Source organism: Streptomyces sp. NPDC050534 (assembly GCF_044457745.1).
GTDB lineage: Bacteria > Actinomycetota > Actinomycetes > Streptomycetales > Streptomycetaceae > Streptomyces.
Window position 1 is genome coordinate 79,116 of the sequence record NZ_JBITHF010000007.1, and the last position, 22,670, is coordinate 101,785.

The 22,670-nt window shown below is 71.6% G+C and carries 17 protein-coding genes and 1 pseudogene; 5 read left to right on the top strand and 13 right to left on the bottom strand.

Going from position 1 to position 22,670, the window contains the following annotated elements; all coding sequences use genetic code 11:
• Window positions 1–3 precede the first annotated feature (3 nt).
• Together ACIBN2_RS23255 and ACIBN2_RS23260 are read right to left on the bottom strand one after the other, a co-directional pair.
• On the bottom strand, window positions 4–756 hold the full coding sequence (locus ACIBN2_RS23255) for a DUF72 domain-containing protein (protein WP_399136827.1): 753 nt from the start codon (window positions 754–756) through the stop codon (window positions 4–6).
• A gap of 15 nt (window positions 757–771) precedes the next feature.
• Complete coding sequence (locus ACIBN2_RS23260; RefSeq protein ID WP_399136829.1) at window positions 772–1,866, bottom strand: DUF5925 domain-containing protein; 1,095 nt, start codon at window positions 1,864–1,866, stop codon at window positions 772–774.
• A 187-nt stretch (window positions 1,867–2,053) separates the two neighbouring features.
• Here ACIBN2_RS23260 and ACIBN2_RS23265 point away from each other — a divergent pair.
• Window positions 2,054–3,460 (top strand): annotated as a pseudogene (locus ACIBN2_RS23265) (xylan 1,4-beta-xylosidase); the annotation flags it as partial.
• Between the two features lie 132 nt (window positions 3,461–3,592).
• On the opposite strand, the gene ACIBN2_RS23270 reads toward ACIBN2_RS23265, so the two are convergent.
• The 5 genes from ACIBN2_RS23270 to ACIBN2_RS23290 all read right to left on the bottom strand — a co-directional run bounded on the left by ACIBN2_RS23270 (window position 3,593) and on the right by ACIBN2_RS23290 (window position 10,769).
• Window positions 3,593–7,396: a lipopolysaccharide biosynthesis protein gene (locus tag ACIBN2_RS23270; protein WP_399136831.1), complete on the bottom strand. Its 3,804-nt coding sequence runs from the start codon at window positions 7,394–7,396 to the stop codon at window positions 3,593–3,595.
• Window positions 7,389–8,189, bottom strand: a complete 801-nt coding sequence (locus ACIBN2_RS23275; protein WP_399136833.1) for a polysaccharide deacetylase family protein — start codon at window positions 8,187–8,189, stop codon at window positions 7,389–7,391. Before ACIBN2_RS23275 ends, ACIBN2_RS23270 begins: the two co-directional genes overlap by 8 nt.
• The gene (locus ACIBN2_RS23280; RefSeq protein ID WP_399136835.1) at window positions 8,182–9,171 is read right to left on the bottom strand and encodes a glycosyltransferase family 2 protein; all 990 of its coding nucleotides are present in this window, start codon (window positions 9,169–9,171) and stop codon (window positions 8,182–8,184) included. Before ACIBN2_RS23280 ends, ACIBN2_RS23275 begins: the two co-directional genes overlap by 8 nt.
• Window positions 9,168–10,019 carry a glycosyltransferase family 2 protein gene (locus ACIBN2_RS23285; protein ID WP_399136837.1) on the bottom strand — a complete coding sequence of 284 codons (852 nt, stop codon included), beginning with the start codon at window positions 10,017–10,019 and terminating at the stop codon, window positions 9,168–9,170. The genes ACIBN2_RS23280 and ACIBN2_RS23285 overlap by 4 nt, the downstream gene beginning before the upstream one ends.
• A 345-nt stretch (window positions 10,020–10,364) precedes the next feature.
• Window positions 10,365–10,769: a hypothetical protein gene (locus ACIBN2_RS23290; RefSeq protein ID WP_399136838.1), complete on the bottom strand. Its 405-nt coding sequence runs from the start codon at window positions 10,767–10,769 to the stop codon at window positions 10,365–10,367.
• A 252-nt stretch (window positions 10,770–11,021) separates the two neighbouring features.
• On the opposite strand from ACIBN2_RS23290, the gene ACIBN2_RS23295 reads away from it, so the two are divergent.
• Entirely contained in the window at window positions 11,022–11,828 is an 807-nt protein-coding gene (locus tag ACIBN2_RS23295) for an SGNH/GDSL hydrolase family protein (RefSeq protein WP_399136840.1), read from the top strand.
• On the opposite strand, the gene ACIBN2_RS23300 is transcribed toward ACIBN2_RS23295, so the two are convergent.
• From ACIBN2_RS23300 to ACIBN2_RS23315, 4 genes are all read right to left on the bottom strand, one after another.
• Entirely contained in the window at window positions 11,829–13,433 is a 1,605-nt protein-coding gene (locus tag ACIBN2_RS23300; protein WP_399136842.1) for a serine/threonine-protein kinase, read from the bottom strand.
• 63 nt (window positions 13,434–13,496) lie between these two features.
• Window positions 13,497–15,227, bottom strand: coding sequence for a sulfite exporter TauE/SafE family protein (locus ACIBN2_RS23305; RefSeq protein WP_399136844.1), 1,731 nt, complete (start codon window positions 15,225–15,227; stop codon window positions 13,497–13,499).
• Entirely contained in the window at window positions 15,224–16,735 is a 1,512-nt protein-coding gene (locus tag ACIBN2_RS23310; protein WP_399136846.1) for a tetratricopeptide repeat protein, read from the bottom strand. The genes ACIBN2_RS23305 and ACIBN2_RS23310 overlap by 4 nt, the downstream gene beginning before the upstream one ends.
• Window positions 16,736–16,924: 189 nt before the next feature.
• On the bottom strand, window positions 16,925–18,460 hold the full coding sequence (locus tag ACIBN2_RS23315) for a DUF4331 domain-containing protein (protein ID WP_399136848.1): 1,536 nt from the start codon (window positions 18,458–18,460) through the stop codon (window positions 16,925–16,927).
• 228 nt (window positions 18,461–18,688) lie between these two features.
• Between ACIBN2_RS23315 and ACIBN2_RS23320 the strand changes: the two genes are divergently transcribed.
• The 3 genes from ACIBN2_RS23320 to ACIBN2_RS23330 all read left to right on the top strand — a co-directional run bounded on the left by ACIBN2_RS23320 (window position 18,689) and on the right by ACIBN2_RS23330 (window position 20,436).
• Window positions 18,689–19,231, top strand: coding sequence for a sigma-70 family RNA polymerase sigma factor (locus tag ACIBN2_RS23320; protein ID WP_399136849.1), 543 nt, complete (start codon window positions 18,689–18,691; stop codon window positions 19,229–19,231).
• The gene (locus ACIBN2_RS23325; RefSeq protein WP_399136851.1) at window positions 19,228–20,040 is read left to right on the top strand and encodes an anti-sigma factor domain-containing protein; all 813 of its coding nucleotides are present in this window, start codon (window positions 19,228–19,230) and stop codon (window positions 20,038–20,040) included. The genes ACIBN2_RS23320 and ACIBN2_RS23325 overlap by 4 nt, the downstream gene beginning before the upstream one ends.
• 126 nt (window positions 20,041–20,166) lie before the next feature.
• Window positions 20,167–20,436, top strand: coding sequence for a hypothetical protein (locus tag ACIBN2_RS23330; RefSeq protein ID WP_384252993.1), 270 nt, complete (start codon window positions 20,167–20,169; stop codon window positions 20,434–20,436).
• Between the two features lie 247 nt (window positions 20,437–20,683).
• Here the strand turns inward: ACIBN2_RS23330 and ACIBN2_RS23335 are convergent, their stop codons facing one another.
• Both ACIBN2_RS23335 and ACIBN2_RS23340 read right to left on the bottom strand, forming a co-directional pair.
• Complete coding sequence (locus ACIBN2_RS23335; protein ID WP_399136853.1) at window positions 20,684–21,844, bottom strand: type ISP restriction/modification enzyme; 1,161 nt, start codon at window positions 21,842–21,844, stop codon at window positions 20,684–20,686.
• A 40-nt stretch (window positions 21,845–21,884) separates the two neighbouring features.
• Window positions 21,885–22,634, bottom strand: a complete 750-nt coding sequence (locus ACIBN2_RS23340; RefSeq protein WP_399136854.1) for a GntR family transcriptional regulator — start codon at window positions 22,632–22,634, stop codon at window positions 21,885–21,887.
• Between the last annotated feature and the right edge of the window lie 36 nt (window positions 22,635–22,670).

The window sequence follows — 22,670 nt, forward strand, 5'->3', positions numbered from 1 at the left end:
AGGTCAGGCGGTGCGGGTGACCCGCAGGTCGCTCGCGCGTGCTGCCGCCGCGAAAGTGACGGCGTCCTCCACCGCCGCGGCGTTCGGGTCGTTGTTGAAGTACGCGTACACGTCGTCGCCGGGACCCCAGGTCCCCGCGATCCGCTCCGCCCACGTCCGCAGCGCCTGGCGCCCGTAGTGCGGCCAGGTCTGCGCGCGTCCCTCGTGGAAGCGGACGTAGCCCCAGTCGGTGGTGCGCCACAGCGGGGTGCTCGGGCGGGCTCGCACATCGGCCCAGCACAGGGCCGCGCCGCGGGCCCGGAGGACCTCGCGGATCTCCGCCGTCCACCAGGAGTCGTGGCGTGGCTCGACCGCCACCCGTGTGCCGGACGGGAAGCAGGCCAGGCACTCGTCCAGCAGCCCCGGGTCCGCCTTCAGCGTCGGCGGGAGCTGGAGGAGGAACGGGCCCAGGCGGTCGCCGAGGCCGGTCGCACGGCTCATCAGGCGCTCGACCGGTTCCTTCGGTTCGCGCAGCCGCCTGATGTGGGTCAGATACCGGCTGACCTTGACCGCGACCACGAAGTCCCGCGGCACCCGCTCCCGCCAGGCCGCGAAGTTCTCCCGGGTCGGCAGGCGGTAGAACGCGTTGTTGATCTCCACCGTGGCGAAGTGCTCCGTGTACTCCTCCAGCCACAGGCGCTGAGGGCACCCGTCCGGGTAGAAGACGCCCCGCCAGTCCTTGTACTGCCACCCCGACGTCCCGACGAACAGGGTCATGCCTCCATCAAAGCACTACAGGTACAGCCCCGCGTCCGCCCCGTCCCGCGGCTCCGGCAGCGCGGTCGGGGACGTCCCCCGGCGCAGTGCGTACAGCTCCGCCAGCGTGGCGCCCTCGCGGCCCACACCCTCCTCGGTGCCCAGCCAGTTCACCGCCTCCCGGCGGGTCAGCGACCCCACCTCGATACGGGCCAGACAGCGGCCGGGGCGGACCACGGCCGGGTGCAGGCGCTCCAGGTCCTCGTTGGTCGTCACGCCGACCAGGACGTTGCGGCCCTGGCCCAGCAGGCCGTCGGTCAGGTTGAGCAGCCGGGACAGGGCCTGGCCGGCCGTGTGCTTGGCCTCGCCGCGGATCAGCTCGTCGCAGTCCTCCAGGAGCAGCAGCCGCCAGCGGCCCTTGCCCGTCCCGTCCTCCTCACCGATCGCGATGTCCATCAGATAGCCGACGTCGGAGAACAGCCGCTCGGGGTCGAGCACGCAGTCCACCTGGCACCAGTCCCGCCAGGAGCGCGCGAGGGTGCGCAGCGCCGAGGTCTTGCCGGTGCCGGGCGGGCCGTGCAGCAGGAGCAGGCGGCCCGCGATGTTCTCCGGCGTCGTCTTCATCAGGTGCTCCATCGCCTCGGCCACCGGTGCGGTGTAGTTCTCCCGCACCTCGTCCCAGGTGCCCGCGGAGATCTGCCGGGTGGTGCGGTGCGGGCCGCGCCGCGGGGAGACGTACCAGAAGCCCATGGTCACGTTCTCCGGCTGGGGTTCGGGTTCGTCCGCCGCGCCGTCCGTGGCCTGGTCGAGGACCTTCTGCGCGAGTTCCTCATCGGTCGCCGTCACCGTGACGTCCGCGCCGCGGTTCCAGCGGGAGATCAGCAGCGTCCAGCCGTCGCCCTCCGCCAGCGTCGCGCTGCGGTCGTCGTCGCGGGCCACGCGCAGCACGCGGGCGCCCGGCGGCAGGAGCGTGGCCCCGGACCGGACGCGGTCGATGTTCGCCGCGTGCGAGTACGGCTGCTCGCCCGTCGCGAACCGGCCGAGGAAGAGCGCGTCGACGACGTCCGACGGCGAGTCGCTGTCGTCGACGTTGAGCCGGATCGGCAGAGCTTCGTGCGGGTTCGCAGACATGGCGTCCATGATCCGTCACGAGGACGCCGCATGCACCCGGTTTCCGCCGTGCGCCGGGTGTGTCGGCCGTGTCCGCCGTGCCGGGTGCTTCCGGTTCGCCCGCCTTGTATCGCGTCCGCCCTGTTACAGACCTGTGCATTCACAACATCTGCCCTACCTGGCGGCTACACGGTTACTGTTGCCCTCAATGGGACGTCATGAGTGGACTTCGGGGGCACGGCGGTGGCGGCTCACCGCGCTGCTCGGGGTGGGCGTGGCCGCGCTGGCGCTGATCGTGACCCTGGTCAACACGCTGCCGGGCGGCGGAAGCACGGCGGGCACCTCGCGCAACGGCGACTCGGTGCACGGCACCCCGGTGACCCCGCCCGACCAGGACAAGCCCGACGTGGGCTGGGGCTTCACGCACACCCAGTACAGCGCCGACGAGGGCGACCCGTCCGCCACCGACCGGGTGGAGCAGCTGATCTCGGGTGCCGGGGGCATGCCGCAGGACCAGGCGGTCATGGGCTGGGGCGCCGACAACCCCGAGCCGGTGAAGGGGCGTTACGACTTCGGCGCGATGGACCGCCGGATCGACTTCATCCGCAAGTCCGGCGGCACGCCGGTCGTCACGCTGTGCTGCTCCCCGGACTGGATGAAGGGCGGCAAGGCCGGCGTCGACAACACGAACTGGAGCCAGTCCGCGCTGGAGACGGCCCCCGAACCGCAGCACTACGCCGACTTCGCCGCGCTGGCCGCGACCGTCGCCAAGCGCTATCCGGACGTACGCCACTTCATCGTCTGGAACGAGTTCAAGGGCTTCTGGAACGATGCCAAGGGCCGCTGGGACTACGAGGGTTACACCAAGCTCTACAACCTGGTCTACAAAGCCCTGAAGAAGGTCGACAAGAAGATCATGGTCGGCGGGCCGTACCTGGTCATGGACAGCGTCGACCCGCGCGCGGGCGAGGCATCCGCGACCTTCAAGGGGCCCTGGGGCGCCATGGACCAGCGCGTCCTCGACGCCTTCGACTACTGGAACAAGAACAAGGCGGGCGCCGACTTCGTCGTCGTGGACGGCTCCAGCTACACCAACGACGACGAGATGCTGCCGAACGAGTTCGCCGCGACGGACAAGTTCACCGCCGTCGGCAATTGGGTGCGGCAGCGGACGGGCAACCTGCCGCTGTGGTGGTCCGAGTACTACGTCGAGCCCGCCGACGGCAAGGACGAGCGCAAGGGCTGGTCGGAGACCCGCCGCGTCGCCGTCCAGGCCGCCGGGATGATCGCCATGGTCAAGGGCGGCGCCTCCTCCGGGTTCTACTGGAACCCGGAGGACGAGAAGGGCGACGGCTGCGCCGGCTGCCTGTGGACGCCGACCGACCGCTCGGACGGCGGCCGGAAACTGCCCATGTTCGACTTGGTCTCCCGCTTCCACCAGGCGTTCCCGCCCGGCACGAAGTACACGAGTGTCCCCGTCGCCGCGGACGACGTGCCCAACGTCCGCGTCCTGGCCACCGACAGGACCGTCCTGGTGGTCAACACCCTCGACCGGTCGATCAGCGCGAAGGTCGACGGCAAACGCTTCGACATGCAGGCGTACGAGGTGAAGTGGGGGGGCCCCCCCCGCGGGGGGGGGGGGGGGCGGCCGTGGGGCCCCCCCCCCCCCGCACCCCCACAGCCACACCCGCGGCCCCCCCCCCCCCCCCCCCCCCCCCCCCCCCCCCCCACTTCACGGCACGTGGCCTCACTTCATCGTCATGAACCGCTGCACCAGCGAGGCCAGGAACACCGCCAGCAGCGGCAGCGAGAACCAGTAACTGCTCTGCAGCCACCGCAGTTGCCGCACGCTCGGCCGCAGCGCGATCCGCACGACCTCGCGTGCCGTCAGCAGCACGATGAGCGCGAGGGCCGCCAGGGCGCCGACGACCGACCAGGGCGTCCAGGTGATCTGCGGCCCGATCGGGCCCGGGTCCGGCTTGGGCACCTTGCCCGCGGGCTGCTTCGCCAGGGCGTAGATCGTCGCGTCCGCGTTGACGTAGACCTTCTCCAACTCCGGCCGCCGGTCCAGGTTCTGGATCAGCCGGGGCTCCCAGGTGTCCGAATAGCCCACGTCCATCCGCAGGTAGGTCGTCTGGCTCTCGTTGATCATCAGGTACGAGTTCGGACCCGCGTCCTTGAGCGCCTTGACCAGGCCGGACACCAGCACCGGGTCGGGCGGGGCCAGCGTGGGCACGTAGTTCACCCGCTCCATGTCCTTCGCGCCCCACGGCATCGCCGGCGTCACGTCGTTGACCGTGTCGTTGCTCAGCCACAGCAGGCGGACGGTCGGCTTGTCGTGGGCGTACACGTAGTCCATGGCCGCGACCTCGCCGGGCCGGACCCGCTCGAACGGCTCGTTGCCCCAGCGGGCCACCAGGAAGCCGCCCATGAGGAGCAGTCCCGCCATGAGCGCAGCCAGCGGGGCGAGGCTCACCCGGTCCTTGTCCCGCTCCTCGGCGGTGACGCCGGTGCGCGGGAACAGGGCGAGACCGGCCAGCAGCGCGGCGCCCGGCACGGCGAACATGAAGACCCGCAGCGCCATCTCGCCGCCGTAGGACTGCATGCCGAAGCCCAGGAACGGGACGAAGGTCAGCACCAGCAGTGACCGCTCGCGGTACTTGTGGTCGCGCCGGCGCCACCAGCCCCAGCAGGCGAACGTCATCACCGCGCCGGCCAGCAGCACGCGCGTGTACAGCACGAGCTTGTGGGTCGAATCGCCGCCCTGGATGCGGCCGGAGACCGACGTGGAGACGTTGCTGCCGACGCCGCCGACCCCGCCGAACAGTTCGTTGAAGTGCCCGGACCAGTACGGCTCGGCCATGAAGCCCAGCCAGGCCGCGACCATGACGCCGAACAGGATGGGCAGGCCCCGCAGTTCGGACCGGCCGATCACCACGAGCACCGCGAGCACGCCCAGCATCATGAACGGCGTGAGCTGGTGGGCCGGGACGCTCGCCGCGTACAGGCCGATCAGCGCGCCGAGCAGGGCGGCCCTCTGGCGACGGGTCGTCGGCTCGACCTCCGCCTCGCCCGGGCGCCTCTTCGTCCACAGCACCCGTGGCTCGCGGAACCAGACCAGCAGGATCGCCACGAACGCCAGGTAGAGGAGATAGGTGAAGCCCTGCGGCGAGAAGTAGTCCTGACCCACCCAGCCGCTCAGCACGAAGATCCAGATGCCGGTCCACTTGGCCCGCCAGCTCGCCCGCATCGAGCGCACGAGCAGGAACATCGGTGCCAGATACAGGAGCTGGATGGTCAGCGGCCACCAGCGGATGACCTCGGTGAGGTCGGTGACCCCGCAGGCCTTCGCGACGAACGCGGCCACCGCGAAGAAGCCCGGCCAGCTCCAGCGCGCGTCCAGATCCGGTACGGCGGAGCCGGTGCGGTCGATGTAGTCGAGGAAGCCCAGGTGCTGCCAGGCCGTCGGGAAGCGCGGCTCGGTCTCGATCACCGCGGGCAGCGCGTGCAGTGAGATCACCGTCGCCAGCAGCGTGACCAGGAGCAGCGCCTTGTGCTCCCGGCCCGTCCAGAGCAGCGAGGCGAACACCGCGACCAGCAGCGCGGCACCGATCAGCGTCGGCAGCGGCAGGACCGAGATGAGGCCGAGCCCGCCCATCGCCTCCAGGTCGGCCTCGCCGAGCCCCAGCACGGGCACCCAGTACAGGAGCAGCGCGGCGGTCAGCAGACAGCCCAGGACGACTCCGAGGCGGCTCGGCCGCAGGCGCTCGCGCCAGGACAGGGCGGGCGGTTCGGGCTCCCGCACCTCCTCGGGCGGCTCCTCCTGGCCGAGCGGCGCCTCCTCCTCCCGTACGGGCTCCTCGCCGAAGGCCGCTCCGAACGGCGCGTCCACCTCGGCGGGCCCCAGCGAGGCCTCGGACCCGGGCTCCCTCTCCTCGACGGGCAGGCCGAGTGCCGGGTTCTTCGCCCAGGTGGGCCGGTGGTCGAGAGGCATGACCGGGGTCCCGGTGGGCGGGGTCCCGGGCCCCGGCCGCACGTCCGGCCGCCGCTCCACATGGTCGAAGTCGACGTGGATGCCCAGTGCGAGGGTGTCGGAGTCCAGCGCCCAGGCGGGCCCGCGCCGGCGTGGCGTGTCGGTGGCCGGGACCTCGCGCGCCCCCAGGTCGGCGAGGTCCCCGTCGGGTGCCGCGTGCTCGGGCACGTCGGCGACCGGAGCGGCGCGCAGGATGCGGTACAGCTTCGGGGCGGCGATCGTGACGATCACCGCGAGCGAGGAGATCTCGGCGACACCGGCGCCGGTCAGGCCCATGCGGGGGAGCAGCAGCAGCGTCAGACCGAGCACCAGGAGGCACAACAGGCCCTGCAGCCAGGCGAGTCCGGCGGTACGGCTCTGCGCGCGCAGCACCGCGAAGTACGTCTCCATGACGACCCGCAGCAGCGCGCCCACCGCGAACCAGCGCAGCAGCGGCGTCGCCGCGTCCGCGTAGCCCGCGCCGAAGACGCCCAGGATCCACGGCGCTCCGATGAACAGCACCCCGCAGATCGGCAGCATGATCCGGGCCATCCGCCTGAGCGCGGCACGGGTGTTGGCGGCCAGCCGGGCCGGGTCGTGCGAGCTCTCGACGGTCAGCGAGGCGCCCATGTTGATGGCGAGCAGGTTGACCGTGCCGCCGATCGTGGTGGTGATGTAGAAGTACGCGTTGTCCTTGGAGCTGACCTGCGAGGCGATGATGACCGGGATCAGGTAGACCACGGCGAGCGAGAAGAGCGAGCCGGTGTAGTCGCCCGAGAGGAACTTCCCGACCTCCCGCAGCGTCGGCGGCTTCGCATGGTCCTCGGTCGCCTTCACATGCCGCGGCACCAGGCGCCGGAAGACCAGCCAGCCGAGCGGGACCACGGAGGTGGCGATCGCGGCGACCCAGGAGACGAAGATGCCGGTCGTCGGGATCGCCACGGCGAGCGCGACCAGCAGACCCAGCTTCACCGCGGAGAACACGGTGTTGCCCACCGGAACCCACGGCGCGCTTCTGAGCCCCGTCAGCACTCCGTCCTGCAGCGTGAGCAGGTTCCAGGCCATGACGGCCACGATGAACCCGAGGCCGTGCACCGGCCCGTGCAGGAAGCGGTACGACGGTCCCCACATGTCCAGCGTCAGCAGGAAGATCCCCGCTCCGACCGCCACGACCAGCGAACTGCCCGCGTACGTACGGAAGATCAGCCGCCCGGTGGTGCGCCCGGCGATCGGGATGAACCGGGCCAGCGCGCCGGTCAGCGTCACCGCCGTCAGGCCCGCGAGGAACTTCATCGCGGCGATCGCGGCCGAGCTCTGGCCGACCGCGTCCTCGGAGTAGTAGCGGGCCGCGGCCAGCCAGAAGCCGAGGCCGAGCACGGCGGAGATGCCGGTGTTCAGCATCAGCGCATAGGCGTTGCGGAACAGCTGGTTGCCGCCCTGTCTGCGGCCCAGTCCGGGCAGGCGAAGACGGCGCCCCGACTGCGCGGGCGTCTCGGTCGGGGACGACGCTGCCTCGGTCGTGGTCGTCGTGTCAGACACGGGAACGGCTGGCCTTCCGGCGGACCTGGCGTGCTCTGCGGACCATCGCGTACCCCTTGGTGAGCACGCGGTCCCTGGCGAAGTTGCGGGCGATCGCGCGGCCTTCGACCAGCCGCTCGAACTCCTCGATGCCCGTGCCGCGGCGCACGGTCACGCGCTGCACGGCGTACGGGCCCTGGCGGCGGCGCGCGAGGCCGTTGCCGACGGCGAGCGCCTGGGCGTACCCCGTCTCGCGCACGGCCTCGCGCACCCGGCGGCTGGAGTACCCGTACGGGTAGGCGAACGAGAGCGGAACGGTGCCCAGTTCGTCGGCGACGATCTCCTTGCAGTGGATCAGTTCGTGGCGCAGGGCGCCGTCGTCGAGCTGGTCGAGCTGCGGATGGGTGTGGCTGTGCCCGCCGATCTCCACGTCCGCGGCCGCCAGTTCGCGCACCTGGTCCCAGTCCAGCATGGTGTCCAGGCCGCCGCCCATGTCGTACGCGCCCTTGATCCAGCCCGTGGAGACGAACAGGGTGGACGCGAAGCCGTGCTTGGCGAGCACGGGCAGGGCGTGCCGGTGCACGCCCTCGTAGCCGTCGTCGAAGGTGATCAGCACGGGCCGCGGCGGCAGCGGGCGCCCCGAACGCCAACTCGCCGCCAGATCGGCCGTGCTGATCGGTGTCAGCCCGCGGTCCCCGATGCACGCCATCTGCTCGGCGAACGCCTCGGGCGCCACCGACAGCGCGCGGGTGGCGTCGTTCGGGGCGGTCGCCACCGAGTGGTACATCAGGATCGGCACCGGTGCTTCAGTCATGAGATCCCCCCTCGATCTCGACGACGGAGAACGTTCCTCCGCCATGGCGTGCCCGGACGCTCCCCACCACGTACCCGCCGGCCGCGGTGAGCACCCCGGCGACGATCGCACCCGCACGGCCCGCGCCCCCCGGGCGGACCAGCAAGGCGTCGCGCAGACCCCGGACCACACCGGCCGGCAGCACTCTGGTGGCGTACCGGCGCTCGGACTCGAGTCCCTTCTCCGCGCCCACACTGCGCGCCACCAGCGCCTTGGACAGGCCCTCGGCGTAGGCACGGGTGCGGAAGTACCCGAAGTGCTCGCGCGCCTCGGGCACCCTGTGGTGGATCACCGCGCGGTCGTCGATCAGCAGGATCGCGTCCGGTCTGGCGCGGGTGAGCCGGATGCACAGTTCCGTCTCCTCGCAGCCGAGCGGCCGCTTGTCGCCGTCGCGGCCGATGCCGGTCGCGAAGCCGCCGGCCGCGTCGAACGCCGTACGGCGGAAGGAGGCGTTGCCCCCGAGGACGTTGCGCACCCGGACCAGGCCCGGCGGCAGGCCCTTGTAGGTGCAGCCGACCACCCAGTCGAACTCCTCGGGGAACCAGGCCGGACGGCGGCCCGAGGCCCAGATCGGCATCGTACGGCCGCCGACGGCCATCACCCGCGGATCGGCGTAGCCCTCGGCGAAGCGGCGCAGCCAGTCCCGCTCGGCCACGGCGTCGTCGTCGAGGAAGGCGATCACCTCGCCGCGGGAGGCCGCGATCCCGGTGTTGCGGCCCGCTGACAGGCCGCGCGGGCCCGCGTTGGCGAGCACCCGTACGTCGCCGGCCTCCTTGTACTCCTTGGCCAGCCGGTCCAGCAGCGCCGGGTTGTGGTCGACGGCCAGCAGCGTCTCCATGGCAGGGTGCGACTGCGCCCGCACCGAGGAGACCGCCGCGAGAATGTCCTCCCAGCGGTCCTCGGTGTACACGCAGATCACGACGGAGATGTCGAGATCGCTCAAGACACCTCTCCCTGGGCCGAGTCGAGAGGGGCCGGGTCGAGCGGAACCGACTCGAGCATCGGCGAGTGACGCTCCTGGCTGCGCAGTTCCTTCCGGTTCGACCGCTCCTTGAGGATGACCTTGAGCACCCGGAACCCGTCGCGCACGGCCCGCAGATTGCTCGCGCCGTGGATGCGCAGATACTCGTGGCTCGGGATCTCCTGCACCTTCAGACCGGCCTTGACCACGCGGATGTTGATCAGGGTCTCGATCTCGAATCCGGTGCAGTCGAGGGAGATCTTGTCCAGGCAGTGCCGCCAGAACGCGTTGTATCCGTAGCAGAGATCCGTGTAGCGGGCGCCGAACTTGCGGTTGACGATCGTGCACAACGCCCAGTTGCCGAGCTTGCGTATGAACGTCATGTCGTCGGTGCCGCCGCCGTTGGCGAAGCGGGATCCCTTGGCGAAGTCGGCGCCGGAGACCAGGGCGGAGACGTAGCTGACGATCTCGTTGCCGTCCGCCGAGCCGTCCGCGTCGACCATCACGATGATGTCGCCGGTGCAGGCCTCGAAGCCGGTGATCAGCGCGTCGCCCTTGCCCTTGCCACGCTGCTCGACGACCTTGACCTCGGGCCACAGGCCACGGGCCACTTCGACGGTGTCGTCCGTCGAATTGCCGTCCACCAGAACGACTTCGTGTATCCAGTCGGGAAGTGTCTTGAACACGTAGGGGAGATTCTCCGCCTCATTCATGGCGGGAATCACCACGCTCACCGGTGGCGCGATGGCCAGGTGAGAAGAGATCGGCCGGTATTTGCTGGCAATTAACGGATCCTGGCCCGTGGTCGCCGGCCGAAGAACAGAACTCATGAGTCTGGTCCCTCTCGTCCGGGTGGACCGCCCGCCCCTGGGCGGCCCGGTTATGTGTCCGGTTCGAAAGGGGGGTTCACGCCCGTGACATGCAGAAATGGATCTCCGTGCACGCCGAGGCGAGCTGGCAAAGCTGGCCGTCTGCCGTGGAACGGCAGCCGGTCTCGCGGCACGACTCGGTCACAAGTGCGGTCACCGAGCACGGCACCCCCCTACCGCGCCCCACGCCGGATCCATCGCGGTCCTTGAGCCCTCCCCTAGAGCCGCGTGGTGATGGACCGATGCGGGTGAGATGTACGACGGTATTGATGATTGAACCCCTATGGCAAGGCCTGGAACGAGACCTCACGTTTTTGTTGGTTTGACCGTTACACAGCCCATCAAAAGACAGAAACTGATCACGGTCACTGCGATGATTCCCCCGTTCACCGACCATCGGTGAACGGCCAACATGCCCTGCGCCACGAGCATGTCGAGGACGATCGCCCCCGCGATCGCGCCGATGGCGCGACCGAGAGGCTCCAGCCCGCGCAGCGCGGCCCCGATGGCCGTGGTGGGCGCGGCGAGCAGGAAGAACAGGGTGAACGGGCCGCGCAGCGGTGAGTCCGAGCCGGCGAGCGCCAGAAGCGCGCCGCAGCCCCCCACAGCCGTCGCGGCGCCGGCGAGCAGTGGCGACAGGTCCCTCCCCGGTCCCGTCCGCTCCCGCTCGGCGCCCGCTGTTGATGCTCTCTTGATACGGATGGTCTGCATTGGCGACTTTGCCCCCCGACGCGCCGGATGCCGGGCTTCAGAGTCGCGCAGCCCGTCAGCGGCCGTCAAGGTCCGAACGGCCCCCGTGGGCAGTTCTTGTGCATTCTTGAACCAGCCACCACCGGGGTGCCGCGCCGGAAGAAGTCCGGATTCGAACGGTAGTTGGCTCGAAAGTCTTGACATGGACACTTCCCGTCGACACGCGTAGTTGGTACGACGGTTATGGCAGAGATCCTGCTAAAGGGAGGTTCCATGAGACGTTCCCGAATTGCCGTCTTCGTGAGTTCGATCCTCCTCGCCGCCGGCACGGCCCTCACCGGGGCCAACGCGGCGCAGGCGTCCCAAGACGCCGCAGCGACCGGCTATGTGGCCCTCGGCGACTCCTACTCCTCCGGGGTCGGGTCGGGCAGCTACATCAGCTCCAGCGGCGACTGCAAGCGCAGCACGAAGGCCTACCCCTACCTCTGGGCGGCCGCCCACTCACCCTCGACGTTCGACTTCACCGCCTGCTCCGGCGCCCGTACGGGTGATGTTCTGGCCGGGCAGCTGGGCCCGCTCAGCACCGCCACGGGCCTGGTCTCCATCAGCATCGGCGGCAACGACGCCGGTTTCTCCGACGTCATGACGACCTGTGTGCTCCAGTCCGACAGCACCTGCCTGTCCCGGATCGACACCGCGAAGGCGTACGTCGACTCGACGCTCCCCGGACAGCTGGACAACGTCTACAACGCGATCAGCGCCAAGGCCCCGAACGCCCATGTGGTCGTCCTCGGCTATCCCCGCTTCTACAAGCTCGGCACCACCTGTGTCGGCCTCTCCGAGACCAAGCGTCAGGCGATCAACGGCGCGGCCGACTACCTCGACACGGCCATCGCCAAGGCCGCCGCCGGCCACGGGTTCACCTTCGGCGACGTCCGCTCCACCTTCACCGGCCACGAGATCTGCTCGGGCAGCTCCTGGCTGCACAGCGTCGAATGGCTCAACATCGGCGAGTCCTACCACCCGACCGCGGCCGGCCAGTCCGGCGGCTTCCTGCCGGTCATGACCGGCGCCGCCTGATCACGGCGACGTCGACGTCGACGGCGACGCACTGGAGGAGGCCCCGCCCGTCGGGGTCTCCGCCACGCAAGTCACCGAGAACGGAACCGAGTTGGACGTCGTCGTCACCGGTGAGCGCACCTCGACGCTGATCTCGTTGCGGAACGTCCCCGTGCTGTCGTAGGTCGTCACGAAGGCCCTGTCCTGCTTGGTCTTCGAGCCGCCCTCCGGGAAGGACAGGGTCTTCCACCCCTGGTCCATCACCTGGCCGTCCTTCGACACCCAGCGGTAGCTCACCTCCGCCGGCAGCTTCCCCACCGTGAACGTCGCCGTGAAGGCGGGCGCCTGGCCGCTCGCCGGCGGACAGCTGCCGGAGTAGGAGGTGTTCGCGCCCGCGAGGGTGACCTGCACGGTCTGGGGCGCCGACGTCGTACGGCTGGTGCTCGGGCTCGGCGAGTGGGTGGAGGCACCGCCACCGGCCGGGTTCGAGGTGGTGGGCGTCTGCGAAGTCCCGCCCCCGGAACGGGTGTTGTCACCGCTGGCGTTCCCGCCACCGCCGCCGCGGTTCAGCAGCGCGTACGTCAGACCGCCCAGCGCCAGCGCGAGCACGAGAAGTCCGGCGATCAGGGCGAAGACGGCCTTGCGGTTGCGCCTCTCCGGCTCGGTCGTGACCGTCGTCGCGGGCCCGGCCGCTTGTGCCGTCCCGTACGGCGTCGGCGAGGTCGGCGCTCCCCCTTCCGGGTATCCGGCGATCGTCGGGGTGTAGGGGACGGTCGGCGCCCCGTACACACCGGGCGTGCCGCCCGCCGCGACGAGCCGCAGCTCCTCCTCGGCCCGGTCGGCCGTCATCCGCTCGGCCGGATCCTTGCGCAGCAGCCCCTCGATGACGGGGGCGAGCGGCCCGGCCTGCCACGGCGGCGCCAGCTCCTCGTCGACGATCGCCCGCAGGGTGTTGAGCGGGGTGTCCTGGCGGAACGGGGAGTTGCCCTGGACGGCCGCGTACAGCAGGACGCCCAGCGACCACAGGTCGGACTCCGGGCCGGGCGTGCGGCCCAACGCCCGCTCCGGCGCGAGGAATTCGGGCGAGCCGATGACCTCACCGGTCATGGTCAGGGCGGAACTGCCCTCCACCCGGGCGATGCCGAAGTCGGTGAGCACCACCCGGCCGTCGTTCGACATCAGCACGTTGGCCGGTTTCACGTCGCGGTGCAGCACGCCCGCCGCGTGCGCCGCCCGCAGCGCGGACAGCACCTCGGCGCCGATGTGCGCGGCGCGTTGCGGCGGCAGCGGCCCCTCGGACTCCAGGACGTCGGCGAGGGAGACGCCGCGGACCAGCTCCATGACGATCCAGGGCCGGCCGTCCTCGGTGGCGACGTCGTACACCGTGACGACGTTGCGGTTGGCGACCCGGGCGGCCGCCCACGCCTCGCGTTCGAGACGGGCGTACATCCGCTCGACGTCCGGGGCCCCGAGTCCGGCGGGTGCGCGCACCTCCTTGACGGCGACCTCACGGTGCAGCACCTCGTCCCTGGCGCGCCACACGGTTCCCATGCCGCCCTGGCCGAGGGGGGTCAGGAGGCGGTAGCGGCCGGCGATCACACGTTCACTGCCCGGTTCTTCGGACACGGGCGTCCCCCATTCGCATCCGCGGGTTGTCTCCACTCCGTGTGATTCCTCCACAAACGTAGCTCAGCCGAGTGCGGATGCGGCCCCCTTGAGCACCAGTCCGACGCCCAGGGCGACGACGAGGAACGCCGATCCCAGCGGTGCGGTCCTGCGGACCAGGGACGCGAGGGGGTGGCCGGTCCAGCGGGGGCGCCGGTCCAGCAGCCGGTTCATGCCGGTGCCCAGCTTGACGACGGCGAACCCGGCCGCGGTGAGGGTGAGGGCGAGCCCGATGCCGTACGCGACGACGAGCAGCAGCCCGAACCAGGCCTGTCCGAGCGCCGCGGCGCCGACGAGCACGACGACGGCGGAGGGGCTCGGCACGAGACCGCCGGCGAAGCCGAGCAGGAGCGTGCCGCGGAGTGTGGGGGCGGTGGAGTGGGTGTGGGTGAAGCCGCCGTGGGTGTGTTCGACGGTGTGGGAGTCGGGGTGCGGGTGGGCGTGTCCGTGATCGTGGTCGTGGGGGTGGCTGTGGCCGTGGGGGTGTGCGTGATCGTGCGGGTGCGGGTGGCCGTGATCGTGGTCGGGTGCGTGGGTGTGGGTGTGGGTGGGGGTCTCCGCGGTCGCCGGGGCCGGCTCGGAGTGTGCGGCCACCAGGACCAACTTCCGCTCCTCGCCGGTCCCGTGGGGGTGCGTGTGGCCGCCGGAGCCGTGCGGACGGGGGTGCGGACGGTCATGGCCGTGCGTGTGACCGTGTCCGTGGCCGTGCGGGTGACCGGGGCCGCGGTTGCGCCAGGCACGGCGTACGAGGGTGGCGCCCGCGGAGGCCACCATGACGCCGCTCGCGATGCCCAGCCAGGCGATCACCGAGGGCGTCGCCCCCGAGCCGGCCGTGACCAGGAGGCCGAGCGCGACCACGCCCAGGGTGTGGGTGACCGTCACCGAGGCGGCCAGCGGCAGGACGTCCTTGAGGCGGGCGCGGCCGCCGCGGGCGGCCGCCGTCGCGGCCATCAGGGTCTTTCCGTGGCCCGGGGCGAGCGCGTGCATCGCGCCGAGGACGATCGCGATGAGCAGGGCGAGCGCGGCGAAGCCGACGGTGAGGTCGTGCCGGGCGACCAGGGAGTCCAGGGCGCGGGTCCAGCGGTCGGCGCCGCGCGGCAGGACGGAGGCGGCGGGGGCGTCCTGCCGCTCCTCGGCAAGGGCGGGCCCGCCGGTGCGCACGCGCAGGGCGGCCGACGAGGTGTCGGCGGGGGAGGAGAGCAACTGCTTCGGGTAGCTGGTGAGTTCGTGGGACACCGACGCCTTCGGCACGTCCGTGGCGGTCAGTGTCATACGGTCGCCGCGCGCGGTGATCTCGCGCCAGCCGGGCCCGGAGGACGCGCCCGCGCTGTGGAAACCGACCTTCACGGTGTCCCTCGCGGGCAGCGGCGCGGTCAGCGCGCACTCCACCCGGAGCGTGTTCAACCCCGCCTGCCCGGGCCGCAGATGCGCCTTGCTGCTGCCCACGGTCAGCGTGGCGGCCCGTCCGTCGACGGTGACCCTGCTGCCGCCGGCCGCCTTCGCGCACCGCTCCCGCGCCCACTCGGTCATGCCGAGCCGCTCGATGTCGGGCTTGGCCTGGGTCGCCGGGATCTCGGCCAGGTCCTCGACGTGCGCGACGCGGAGCGTGCCCGGGGCGGCGACCAGGCCGTCGTAGCGGTTGACGGTGAAGTTGCCGAGGGGGTGCGCGCTCGCGCTGGTGGAAGGAAGCAGCGCGAGCGCGCAGGCCGCCGTGAGGACGGCCCCGGTGGAGGCGAGCAGCCGACGAGGGGTCACCGCGCCGCCTCCAGGTCCTTGACTGTCTTACGGGCTTCGCGGGCGCCCAACGGCGAGAAGCCGGGGTTCAGTTCGAGCGCCGCCGTCAGGGAGGCGCGGGCGTCCTTCGCATGGCCGGTGGCGCGTTCGATCATGCCGCGGTGGTAGAGAAACGCGGCGTTGCGGTATCCCGTGGCCGTCGCCTGCCGGGCGTACGGCAGGGCTTCCGCGTCCTTGCCGTTGACGTGCAGGGCCCAGGCCAGGGCGTCCGCCGTGTGCACGGTGTGCCGGCGGGCCCACTCGGCGCGGGCGGCGCGCAGCGCGGCGGCCTTGCTGCCGTGGTCGGCCGCGGCGAGCGCGGTGTCGAGATCGGCGTTGACGCCGTAGGCGCGGGCGAGCGCGATCCAGGCGTCGACCAGGGCGTACTGGTCGTGGGCCTTCGTCGTGTCGCCCTCGGCGCCGCGGTCCTGGTACATCTCGCCGAGCTCGACCAGCGGCTGCGGCAGCGGGTAGCGGGCGACGACCTGCTCCATGCCCTTGATCGCGGCGGCGTGGTCGCCGCTCGCGTACTGGGCGCGGGCGCGGCCCTCCAGCGCGGGGAGGTAGTTCTCGTCGGCGGCGAGCGCCCGGGCGTAGTAGGTGAGCGCGCTCTTGTAGTCGCCCTGGTTCCAGGCGAGCAGGCCGAGCTGGGCGGCGACGTAGGAGACGTCGCCGCGGGCGGTGGAGGTGGCGAGCGCCTGCTGCAGGACCTGCCGTGCCGTCTTCACGTCGCCGCGCAGCTCGTGCACGTAGGCGTACCGCGTGAAGACCGGGACGCCCGGGCGCCGGGAGTCGGCGGTGTCGGCGGCCTTCGACGCGTCGGCGTAGCGGCCGAGTTCGACGAGGGCGTCGATGCGGGAGGACAGGGCGCGCTCGCTGTAGGGGTTCTCCTTGAGCACGCTGTCCGCGTACGTCAGGGCGTGCGCGAAGTCGTGCCGGGCCGCGGCGAGGGCGGCCTGACCGGTGACGGCCTGCTCGTTGCCGGGCTTCAGGACCAGCGAGCGCCGCAGGGCCTTCTCGGCCTGCGGGTAGCGCGACGGGTCGCCCTTCGTACGGGCCTGCTCGACGTACGCCAGGCCGAGCGTGGCCCAGCTCCCGAAGTCCTTCGGCTGCGTCTTGAGCTGGGCCTGCAGCGAGGCGATGCTCGCGTCGAGGCTGCCGCCGGTCAGCAGCGCCGGGGACGCGGCACTCGGGGCGGACGCGACGGTCGCGCCGTGGTGGTCCCGCAGCGCCCCGACCGCGATGGACCCGCAGGTCAGCGCCACGGCCAGCAGCACGGTGGTCCCCCCGAGCCGCATGGCCCTCAGCCGCCGCCCGGCCTCCCCCACCCGCCGCACGGCGGCGACCCGGGGATCGACGGCCGCGCTCTCGTCCGGGACGGCACCGCTCCCGGGCTCCTCGGTGGGCGGCGCGGCCTCGGGTGCCGTCGGGGGAGGCGGCGGGGTGCCGGTCTCCTGCTCCGGGGCGGTGTCGTTCGTGCGCGGGGCCATGCCCTCTCCTCAATCGACATGCTGCGTAGGGCTGTTGAGCGGCGCGGCCCGGCCGTGGGGGATGGGTACGAACGGGCCGCGCCAGTCGGTGGGGCCGGGCCGGAGCCCGGCCGAAGGGGCGCGGGGAACTGCGCGACCAGCCACGACGCCGCTGCGGGCGGGCGACGGCCGGCAGTCCCCCTGCGAGCGTCAGTACGCACGCCCCCGCATCCGGCGCCACCACATCAGGCCGGCGCCGACCAGGGCGATCCCGGCCGCGCCCGCGCCCGCGGAGGCGGCGATCAGACCGGTGTTGCTCATGCCGCCGGAGGAACCGGCCGGCTGGAGCGCGTCGCCGAGCTGGTTGCGGACGTCGTTGCCGCTGCTGACACCCTTGGCGGTGGCACCGCGCGAGCCGGCCGTCGGGTTGGCCAGGTACGGGAAGGAGTGGCCGAAGTTCTTGTCGTTCTTGTCGACCGCGTCGCCCAAGTCGTTCTTGGAGCCGACCAGTTCGCCCTCGACGACCTGCAGTGCCTCGTCGACCACGTCGTCGGTGAGACGGCGGCCGTTCGGGAAGCCGGCGTTGTCACCGTCGAGCACACCCAGCCGCTTCGGGCTGGCGGCGGGCTTGATCGAGGTGTTCAGGCGCAGCTCCTCCGCCGGGCGCACCTTCGGCGGCTGGTTGAGCCCCTTCACGCCCTTGAGGAAGACGTCGACCAGGTCGTTGCGCGGCTCCGCCGGTGCCTTGATCTTGTAGATCGACTCGATGAGCTTGGGCAGCTCGGGGTTGGTCACGTTCTTCAGGAACTGGCCGTCGTTCCAGGGCGAGGACGCGTTGAACTTGTCCTTGTCCTTCAGCGGGTTGACCACCTCGTTGACCAGCGGGTTGCCGAGGCGTGAGACCTGCTCGTAGTAGCCCCGGGCGTTCTTGCGCTGGGTGGTCGACCAGATGCCCACGACCGGCTGGTCCTTGGACTCCGTGATCATGTCGGTCGGGACCTGCAGGGCGATGGAGTTGACGTTGTAGCCCTTGAGGGTGTCCCGCCCGACCTCCGACAGGTTCCCGCCGTACAGCAGGTCGAAGACCCTGAGGTCCAGGAAGAACGGGTCGTCGGCCTGGCCCGCGAACGTCTGGGCGCCGCTGGCGAGTTTGTGCACCGCCTGCTTGCGCAGGGTGTTGTAGTCCGGCATCGACGCCTTGCCGACGTTCGACGGTGCCACCGGCACGTCGTCGGCGAGCTTGGTCTTCGCGACCACCTTCTGGTTGTGCAGCTTGATGAGGTCGATGTCGTACGTCTGCGTCACGTTCAGGTCGGGGTCGTCAAGGCTGGTGACCGCGCCCGTGTTGTAGAGGAACGTCTTCTTGTTCTTCGTGTGCGTCTTGAAGGTGTAGCGCAGCAGCAACTCGCCCTGTGCGTCACCGTTGTTGTCGATGTGGATGTCGTACTGCGCGTCGTCGGCGAACGTGTAGAAGTTCGGCCCGCCCGCCGGGTCCTCGAACGGGATCCAGTTGGCGATGATCGTCGTCGTGTCCGGCTTGTCCGGGCTGACGAACGCGTACACGTCGGTGTTGTCGTACTGCGGCTGCCCCGAGATCAGCGGAGCCTCCCGGTGGCTGGAGGCGGAGGCCGCCCCCGGTTCCAGCGTGGCCACGCCGGCGGCCGCGAGCCCCCCGGCGGCCAGCGCGCCGGCTATCAGGGTCGCGATGCTCCCGCGTCCCGCACCGCTCCTGGAGATAGGTGTCATGCCGTCCGTCCTCAGTCCCAACTTGCCTGACGCACGCTGATTCGGAGCGGTCGGCAGGGTGGATTGGTCGAATCCCAAAGGTCTTTACGGCGCGTAGGGAATCTTGTTTCATCCAGCGGCGACTGGCGTTTTCGGCCCGCCCATCCGTAACCCCATCCGGAGGTGCGTTCGTTGCGAATGCCTGGTGTGACGGGACGGGGCCCTTGCGGCCGGGGAGAGGGGAACCGCGTGGAGGCGGACGAGCTTCTGCTGCTCGTGGCGGGCGGCGACCAGAAAGCATTCGAGGAGCTGTACGGACTGGTGTCCGGGCCGGTGTTCGGACTGGTGCGCCGGGTCGTGCGCGACCTCGCGCAGTCGGAGGAGGTGGCCCAGGAGGTGCTGCTCGAACTGTGGCGGTCCGCCGCCCGGTTCGACCCCGCCCGCGGCAGCGCCCTGTCCTGGATCCTCACCCTCGCCCACCGCCGGGCCGTCGACCGGGTGCGCAGTGCCCGCGCGGCCGGCGAACGCGAGCAGCGCGAGGCACGGCGGGCCCACCACCCGGCCTTCGACCAGGTCACCGAGGAGGTCGAGGCCGGCCTCGAACGCGAATGGGTACGCCGCTGCCTGGACCGGCTCACCGACCTCCAGCGCCAGTCCGTCACCCTCGCCTACTACGACGGCTACACGTACCGTGAGGTGGCGGAGCGGCTGTCGCTGCCGCTGGGCACGGTCAAGACCCGTATGCGCGACGGGCTCACCCAGCTGCGCAAGTGCCTGGGAGGTGTCGCATGAGTCTCCTGAAGAAGCTGCTGGGCAGCGAGGATCCGCACTCGCTCGCGGCCCCCTACGCGCTCGACGCCCTGGCGCCCGCCGAGCGGGTCCGCTTCGAGAAGCACCTCGCCTCGTGCGAGATCTGCGACGCCGAGGTGCGGGCCCTGTCCGAGGACGCCGTCCGCCTCGCCTGGTCGACGGCCGCCCCGGCGCCGGCCGCGATGCGCAACAGGGTGCTGGCCGCCGTCCGGGCGACCCCGCAGGAGCCGGCGCGTGAGCACACGCCCCGGCTGCCGCCCCACGTCTGGGGCACGCAGCCGCCGCCGGCACGCTCCCGTGCGCCCCGTGAGCGCCGCCCGCTCTTCGTCCCCTTCGCCACGGCGACCGCCGCGGCGGCCCTCGTGGTCGCCTCGCTCTTCGCCGTGCAGGCGAACCGGACGCAGGACCAGCTGGACGCCGCGAGGTCCCAGTCACGTGAGATCGCCCACGTTCTCGCAGCTCCCGACGCACGCGCGACCGCCGGACAGGACAAGCAGGGCCGCGCCCTCTCGGTGGTCGCCTCCGCGTCCGAGGGGCAGGCGGTCGTCACCCTCAGCGGATACGGCAGTCCGCCCGGCGGACGCGTGCACCAGCTCTGGCTCATGCGCCCCGGTGCGCAACCACGCTCCCTCGGGCTGTTCCAGGGCGGCGACACGCCCTTGGTCGCGACCGGCCTCGACAAGGCGGCCACATCACTCGCTGTGACCGTGGAGCCCGGCGGTGGCTCGGCACAGCCCACCAGCCAGCCCGTTGTCCAACTCGCCCTGAAATCGGTTGGATTCGGAGAGTGACGAACGTGGAGTCGTCAACATCCTTACGGGGAAGGTGAATCCTGTGACCGCGATACACGAGTGCCCCGGGGGAGCGATAGGGTTACTCTGCCCGGGCCGGGTGGACTCGTACGGGTGGGGAGTGACATGGAACAGATAACAGTGCGCAGCAGGGCGAGGGTCCCTGCGATCACGTGCGGGAGCAGCGCGACCAGCTCGCGCCTCGACCGGCATCTCTCGGTGCTGTCGGGTCCCGCCGTGCCGCAGCAGAAGGTGGCCGAGGCGACCTCGCTGATGCGTGAGCTCACCGCGCGCGACACCCCGCAGGAGCGCAGTGCCAGGGGGACGCGGATCAGCCGTGTCCTGCTCTTCGCGCCGCTGCGCCGACTGCGCCGTTCGCTCTTCGGCGGGCGCTGAGCCGTACCGGCGCTCCCCGCGGGCCCGTACCCGGGTGACCGCACCGTCCCGGCGCATCGCTGCGCACTCGTCTCCGTCATCCCCGGCACTGCAGCGATGCCCAGGTGCGACACCGGGCGCGGGCCCGCGCGCCGTCCCTGACATGCCGTCCCCGCCCGGCCCCGACGGCTGTCAACTCCCCCCAAGGGGAGGACTGTTCACCGTACGCGTACACCCTCCCCGCACCACGAGCTGCTCCCGCTCGCGGCTAGATGAGCGCGAACTGCCCCTCCGGGCCCTCCTCGTGGTGATCGAGGACCGAGGCCGGCCTGCGGGCCGCCTCCGTCGGCGGCAGCACCTCCGCCTGGTGCAGCTCGGATGCCGTGACGGGTGACGTCACCGTCAACTCCTCCTGCTGCGGCCGCAGTTCGGCGAGCAGAGCCAGGACCGTGATCAGCTCCAGCAGCTCCGAGGTCCAGGTCTGCGGCCAGGTGGCCGGACGGATCGCGGCCAGCGTGCCCGGCTCCGGCTCCGCGGTCCGCGCGGTGAACCATTGCTCCAGAACCCGGACCCCGGCCGTCTCGAAGTCCCATGCCTCGGGCGGCACCGGGGAGATGCGGCCCTCGTCGACCAGCAGGGTCTCCTCGTCACGGTCGTAGTCGACGACGAGCGGGCGGGACGGCAGCGGGGCGCGGACGTACGGGCGGCGGCCGCCGGGCAGCTTGGGGCGGTCGCCGTCGCGGCGCATCAGCCAGAGGATGCGGCGGCCCAACTCGACTCCGCGTGAGAAGAGTTCGGCGTCCTCGGTGAGCGGGACCGTCAGGTCCGGGCGGGCCACCGCCATGATCCAGGCGAGGACGTCCGGCGGGGCGACGGAGTGGCCGAGGCGCGTGCCCAGGTGGTCCAGCAGACCCGGCGCCAGGTTGGGTTCCGTGCCGCCGGGCCGGCGGTACAGGGGGCGGATGCGGCCGGGGCGCAGGAACGGGACGCAGGAGGTGGCCAGCACCTGCGGGCCGCCCGCCCCGGAGGGGCTCTCCACGACGAAGATCTGGTGCTCGTCCGCCACCCGCCACAGCTCCGGGCGGGCGGCGTCGATCAGGCGGTGGTCGGGCAGCAGCCACTGCTCGTCGAAGGGCGCGTGCAGGACGCGCACCGGTTCCGGGCCGGGGCCTGTGGCGCGGACGAGCTTCTCAGTGCCGCTCGGCCTGCCCGGCAGCTGGCCGACCGCCGAGTGCAGGGTGCGCGAGCGGGTCGGCTCGAAGAGGGCCTCCCGGTCCGGGCCCTCGGCCTTCAGCAGGGCGTCCCAGCGGGCTTTCAGGGATGCCGCGTCGGGGGCCGTCGGCCACCTCCGGCCGAGCCGCGGCGGTGCGACGGACCACGGCATGAGGTCCGCCAGCGGCGGAGCGTCGTCGTGCGTCACGCTGGGCATCGTACGGCCTGTCGCCTGCGGCGGGTCGGGGACAGCGGGTTCAGGTGGCGTCCAGGGTCACCGTGAAGGAGAAGCGGTCGCCCCGGTAGTGGATCACCGCGGCGTCCAGCACCCGCCCGCCGGCGTCGTACGTCACGCCCGTGTAGTGCAGGATCGGGCTGAGCAGCGGGACTTGGAGCAGCCGTGCCGTCTCCGGGTCGGCCAGCCGGGCCTCCACGGTGTCCGTGATCCGGCTGATGTCCGCCCGCACGATGTCCCGCAGCACCTTGGTCATCGGCCAGCGCAGCAGGTCGGCCGGGTCGATCCGGGCGGCCACGTCCGGCCGCACGTAGTTGTGCGCGTGGTTGGTCGGCTCGCCCGTCTCCTCGTCGCTACGCAGGCGGTGGTACGTGGCCACCTCGTCGGTCTCCGGGAAGAACTCGGCGAGTTCGGGCGGCACGGGCGCGCGGCCGTGGTCCAGCAGTTCGGTCGTCATGCCGGACTGCTGGGCCACGATCGCGTCCACCGAGCCGAGCAGCCGGACCGGGGCGCCCCTGCGGGCGTCGGGCTCGATGAAGGTGCCCCGGCGCCGGTGCCGGGTGATCAGGCCCTCGTCCTCCAGCTCCTTCAGCGCCTGCCGCATGGTCAGCACGCTCACTCCGTAGTGCTCCGCCAACTGCTCCTCGGTGGGCAGGCGGAGGGGGTCCTGCGGCGAGCGGCCGAGTATCGAGGCGCGCAGGGACTGCGACACCTGGTACCAGAGCGGCAGCTTGCGGTTCAGGACGATCGAGTCCGGGGCGAAGGAGGTCACGGGCCATCCGTACCGGTCGGGGATCTTCAGTGCAAC